7 protein-coding genes and 1 pseudogene are annotated in these 5,081 nt (G+C 71.2%); 3 read left to right on the forward strand and 5 right to left on the reverse strand.

All coding sequences use genetic code 11. From position 1 onward, the window contains the following. On the forward strand, positions 1–441 hold a 441-nt coding region (locus WMI84_RS16820; RefSeq protein ID WP_347354928.1), incomplete at its 5' end, for an ATP-binding cassette domain-containing protein. A 173-nt stretch (positions 442–614) separates the two neighbouring features. Further along, complete coding sequence (locus WMI84_RS16825) at positions 615–1,025, forward strand: transferase (RefSeq protein ID WP_347354929.1); 411 nt, start codon at positions 615–617, stop codon at positions 1,023–1,025. Positions 1,026–1,154: 129 nt separating this feature from the next. Here WMI84_RS16825 and WMI84_RS16830 read toward each other — a convergent pair whose 3' ends face one another. The 5 genes from WMI84_RS16830 to WMI84_RS16850 form a co-directional block, all read right to left on the reverse strand. Beyond that, positions 1,155–1,697: a TetR/AcrR family transcriptional regulator gene (locus tag WMI84_RS16830; RefSeq protein WP_347354930.1), complete on the reverse strand. Its 543-nt coding sequence runs from the start codon at positions 1,695–1,697 to the stop codon at positions 1,155–1,157. Further along, positions 1,694–2,155, reverse strand: coding sequence for a nitroreductase/quinone reductase family protein (locus WMI84_RS16835; protein ID WP_347354931.1), 462 nt, complete (start codon positions 2,153–2,155; stop codon positions 1,694–1,696). Before WMI84_RS16835 ends, WMI84_RS16830 begins: the two co-directional genes overlap by 4 nt. Before the next feature lie 121 nt (positions 2,156–2,276). Continuing rightward, the gene (locus tag WMI84_RS16840) at positions 2,277–2,705 is read right to left on the reverse strand and encodes a hypothetical protein (RefSeq protein ID WP_347354932.1); all 429 of its coding nucleotides are present in this window, start codon (positions 2,703–2,705) and stop codon (positions 2,277–2,279) included. A 296-nt stretch (positions 2,706–3,001) separates the two neighbouring features. Continuing rightward, complete coding sequence (locus WMI84_RS16845; RefSeq protein WP_347354933.1) at positions 3,002–3,949, reverse strand: VanZ family protein; 948 nt, start codon at positions 3,947–3,949, stop codon at positions 3,002–3,004. A gap of 18 nt (positions 3,950–3,967) precedes the next feature. After that, entirely contained in the window at positions 3,968–4,267 is a 300-nt protein-coding gene (locus WMI84_RS16850) for a VanZ family protein (RefSeq protein ID WP_347354934.1), read from the reverse strand. Positions 4,268–4,649: 382 nt separating this feature from the next. Between WMI84_RS16850 and WMI84_RS16855 the strand changes: the two are divergent. Continuing rightward, positions 4,650–5,081, forward strand: a pseudogene (locus WMI84_RS16855) (5-methyltetrahydropteroyltriglutamate--homocysteine S-methyltransferase); the annotation flags it as partial.

The raw sequence follows: 5,081 nt of genomic DNA on the forward strand, positions 1-5,081 counted from the left end.
CTGGAGAACCTCATCGAGGCCCCCCGGCGCGCGCTGAAGCAGCCCAAGGCGGCGGCCACCGAGCGCGCCCTCGAGCTGCTGAAGCAGGTGGGCCTGGGCGACAAGAGCCACGCGTACCCGCGCCACCTGTCCGGCGGGCAGCAGCAACGGGTCGCGATCGCCCGGGCGCTGTGCATGCAGCCCAAGCTGATGCTCTTCGACGAGCCCACCTCGGCCCTGGACCCCGAGCTGGTCGGCGACGTGCTCGCGGTCATGCGGGACCTGGCCGCGAGCGGGATGACGATGGCCGTGGTCACTCACGAGATGGGCTTCGCCCGCGACGTCGCGGACCGCGTGGCGTTCTTCGATGCCGGCCAGGTCGTCGAGGAGGGCCCGGCACAGCAGGTGATCACCGACCCGCAGCACGCCCGCACCCGCGCCTTCCTGCACGCGGTGCGCTGAGGGGGCGTGGCCACAGTGCTGACCATACGCACGTCCCGGATGACCGATTCGTCCATCTGGTGAGACGCGGGGTGACACGGCCCGGTCGGAGCGGAATCCTGCGTCTCTCCCGCACGTTCAACATTTCGGCAGCGCCAGATGGCGCGTCTGATGGAGAAAGAAGGTGGAACGTCGTGCAGAAGCGGAAGAAGTACGTGGAGATCGAGGAAGACAATGGGGCCGTCCTGCGGTACTTCCACCATGCCAACGGTGACGGTCTGGTCGAGGAGACGGCGACCGTCGACCCCAGTGCCCACATCGAACGGTCGGCCTATGTCGACCCCGGTGCGAAGGTGCAGGCGGGAGTCCGGATCCACAGCGGCGCCTGGGTGGACCGGGGCGCCATGGTCCAGGCCGGTGCCGTCGTCGGCAGCTGCGTCCACGTCGGTTGCGACGCGGTGATCGGCTGCGACGCCAAGCTCGGCCCGCGGGTGAAGATCGGTGCCGGCGCACACGTCTGCGACGGGGTGCATGTCGAGGCCGACGTGGTCATCCCGGCCGGTGCGGTCGTGCGTGAGCATCGCCGCAACGGGCTGGCCGCCTGAGCGGCCGCGCCCGCGTCCCCTCCGCGGGCGCGGTCCCACGTGCGGGGGGCGAGACCCAGTGGGGCACCACCCGGACTCCTCGAGCTCCCACGATGAGCCGGCCCTCGGCGGCACCGACCGCCGGGCCGGTCAGCGCACGGCGAAGGCCTCCGCCCCGCACCGCCAGGTCCGGTCGAGGTCTGAGCGGTCCATGAACCGCGCGTCGATCTCGAGGATCGTCATGCCGTGGGCGAAGGCCCACAGCGCCTGGGCCGCGTGCGGCTCCCCTGTGACCAGCTGGAACGGCTGCCCGGACCAGGCCTCGAGTCCCGGGGCCAGCAGGTCGCGCGGCAGGTCGGGCGCCGTGGTGAGCCGGTAGAGGTTGGGGTTGGCCAGCGCCATCCCGCGGTATGCCGCCAGCAGCGCGGCGACCGGTCCACGCCGGTCGGACCGTTCCACGGCCGCGTACAGCGCCCGCCCCATCTCGACGAAGGCGTCCTCGACGAGGGCCGCTGCGACGTGTCGCTTGCTCGGGAAGTGCTTGTAGAGCGAGGGAGCCCGCATCCCGACCGCATCACCGAGCCGGCGCATCGTCAGCGACTCCGCTCCCTCCGCCTCGAGGATCCGACGGGCCGTGGCGACGATCGCTGCGGCCCGCTCGGAGCGGACCGTCCGGGCCGGTGCCTGCGTCACGGCAGCGAGAGCCGGAAGACCGGGTGGCGGGGGGCTATCCGCTGCAGCTCGGCCTGTCCCGAGTTGGCGTCGACGCCGTCGAAGAACACGCCGACCTCGGCCTTCCAGCGGCGCAGGTAGGGCCGCAGGATCTCGGGCTTGTCCGCGTCGGCCAGCTCGGTGGCGACCCGGTGGTCGCGGGAGCGCCCGAGCAGCAGGTCGAGCCGTCCGTCGTTGGCGCGCAGGTTGCGCACCCACTCGGCGTTACCGCGGGGGGCCACGAGATAGTCGACACCAGCGACGGTGAGCAGGTTGACGGGCACCTGGCGGGCCAACCCGCTGCGTCGGCCGGGGACCTCGAGCACCCGGCTCCCCCAGACGCTGACGCCCCGTCGGGTGAGCCAGGCGACCGCCTTGTTCACCACGTTCCTCGTGAACCAGCCGGGTCGTTGGTAGTGGACCGCTGCCGTCGTGGTCATCGCTTCGCCGCCTCCTTGGCTAACATCGTTAGCCATACGTTAGGCTAACGTCGTTAGCCTGTCAAGGGGGTTCGACGACCTCTGTGGGAGCTCGTCCGCCGGGTCCGGACAGAGGTGGGGATCAGGAGGCCGCGGTCAAGGGCTCGGGCATCGCGAAGACACCGTCACAGGTGGCGACGTGGAAGCCGAGCAGCCGCACGCCGTGCTCCGCACACAGGTCGATCGCCAGTTGGTGCCAAGCCCGGTCGGTGTCATCGGCGCACCGTCCGCGCGGGCGGCCGCGCCCGAGCAGCACGCCCCCGTCGACCCGGGCGACGAGCGGCAGGACGAGCGACAGCACTCTCGTCACGCCGTCGAGGTCGGCGACCTGGTCCCGGTCCGAGAACAGGATCGGGTTGATCCCCCGGTCCAGCTCGTCGCACATCATGATGCCGAACGACCCGTGTTGCCGCGACTCCTCGCTGACGATCAGGTCGATGACGTCGCCGGCGAGGCGCGGGTCGGTGAGCGGCAGCTCGCGGAGGTTGGGTGGCAGGTCCTTGAACGACATGACTCCCATCGTGGCCGTCCGGCCCGAGGCGCCGTCAGAGTTGTCCACAGGCCCGCTCCGGAGACCGCAGAGCGCGCCCGGTGCGCCCGCTCAGCGGGCGGTTGCTTCGCGGTCAGCGCAACGCCATCAGCGAGACCCACGGCAGCCCGGCGCGTTCGACGCCGTTCATCGCCTCCTCCAGCCACGTGCGCGCCGTGGTGTGCAAACGACTGCTCGTCGACCGCACAGAGCAGGACGTTGGCGTCGATGATCACCGAGCGTCCTGCGCGTCGTACCGATCGAGCAGCTCGAGCGTGTCAGCGATGTCGGTGACGTCGACCCGGATCCCGACGCTCGCCGTCCGCTGCCGGAAGCGGACGGCATTCTGCCCACGCGCCAGGCCCGCACGGGCGAGCTCGTTCACGGCCTCGCCGAGGCCGATGTGACGTTCCCGGCGCAGCCGGTCGGCCGCCGCCGCGGAAGCCGAGGCAGACCACCCCGATGACGACCCCGACCGCGACGGCACCGGCCACTCCCCCCGAGCCAACCTCGTCGAGCAGCCCGAGGAAGAGCAGGCCCAGCAGCGCAGCGAACACCACCACCGCGGTCGAGAGCCGGCGCAGCTCCGGCATGGCGGCCCAGCGCTGCGCGGCCGTGCTGCCCGCGCGGGGTTCGCGTGAGTCGACGACCCGTAGACCGGCAACCAGGCCCGACAACCCGCGATGGTCACCGCGCGTGGCGAGGACGAGGCTGGCCAGGCCCAGCACCCACCAGGCGCCTCGGAACACGGCCCACCCGGTCAGGGTCGCCACGGCATCGAGCAGGTAGAAGCCGCCCGACCCGACGAGGGCCCGAAGCAGGCGCCGGCCCACCGGCGGGGCGCCGCCGGCTTCCGTCTGGGGGCGGATCAGGACGATCCACTGTCCCACCGTCGACCCGGTACCGAGCAACGGGACGCCGACGAGCAGCACCGCCGCGACGCCGAGCCTCTCCCCCGCCTGCCAGCCTGTAGCGTCGGCGACCTCGGTGCGGGACATCGCCCCGGAGGCCAGCAGCAGGGAGGCTGTGACGACCCAAACCAGCAGCGCCGTCACCTCGACGAGCAGAACGTCTGCGAGCATCCCGAGCACGCGGCGGCGACCGGTCACCGGGAGCGCCGCGGCGACCGAGGCCGTGCGCTGGCCCGGTACTCGCCGCAGGATCGGGGCCACCAGGAAGCCCACCGCGGCCCCGAGGGTGTTGGCGATCAGGTCGTCCACGTCCATGAGCCGGTAGGGGCAGGGTTAGAGCCCCCAGTTGCCGGTGAGCTGGGTCAGCTCGATCAGACCGGACACGCCGAGACCGAGCAGCACGGTGACGACGAATCCGCGTTTGAACAGGTGACGGACCACCATCCCCAGCGGCACGAAGAGGGCGACGTTGAGGACCAGCTGAGAGACGACCCGCAGTCCTGACCCGCCGGCTCGCCGTGCTGCCTCGAGGTCGGACAGGAACTGGAAAGGATGCAGCTGTGGGGACGTCGGGTGCTGGCAGGCCACGCTCGGGTCCGGCAGCGGCAGGATCGTGTAGGTCCACAGCGCCATGGCGTAGATGGCGGTGCACCCGACGAGGAAGGCGTGTCCTGCACCGAACGTGCCACGGTGCCGGTAGGACCACGCCAGCTAGGGAACGAACCCACCGACGATGACGACCAGACCGAGGACGACCGCGAGAACAGCCGACACGGTGAACCCCATCACGACCCCTCGGTGGAGTGGCGCTCGCCACGACGGGCTGGCATGAGCGCATGCTGTCGAGCCGTCGTATGCCGCTCGCCCCCCTCCCAGCCGTGCGCCCACACCGGGGGTGGGCCCCGCAACGGAACAGCGCGGCACCGGAGGGATACTCGAGACCTACCGGAACCGCACCCGTGCCGCCTCGCTCAGGACGGCGCGGCCTTCATCGAGCACATGAGGAGACAGAGCCATGGACCAGACCGCACCCTCGATCGGTGCGACGGTGCTGGGCTATCCGCGCATCGGGCCTCACCGGGAGCTCAAGTTCGCGCTGGAGCACTACTGGTCCGGCCGGATCGACCGGGCCGAGCTGGCGCAGGTGGCTCGCGACGAACGGACCCGGACCTGGCGGGGGCTGCGCGAGGCCGGGCTGGACAGCATCCCGTCGGGAACCTTCTCCCTCTACGACCAGGTCCTCGACGCCGCAGTGCTGCTCGGCGCCATCCCGGCCAGGCATCGCGGAATCCATCGGCAGGACCCGCTGGCGGGCTACTTCGCCATGGCCCGCGGGACTGCCGAGGTAGCGCCGCTCGAGATGACCAAGTGGTTCGACACGAACTACCACTACCTCGTGCCGGAGATCGGCCCCGACACCGCGTTCCGGCTGGATGCGACCAAGCCG

The sequence above is a fragment of the Intrasporangium sp. genome (assembly GCF_039812505.1).
Lineage (GTDB): Bacteria > Actinomycetota > Actinomycetes > Actinomycetales > Dermatophilaceae > Intrasporangium_A.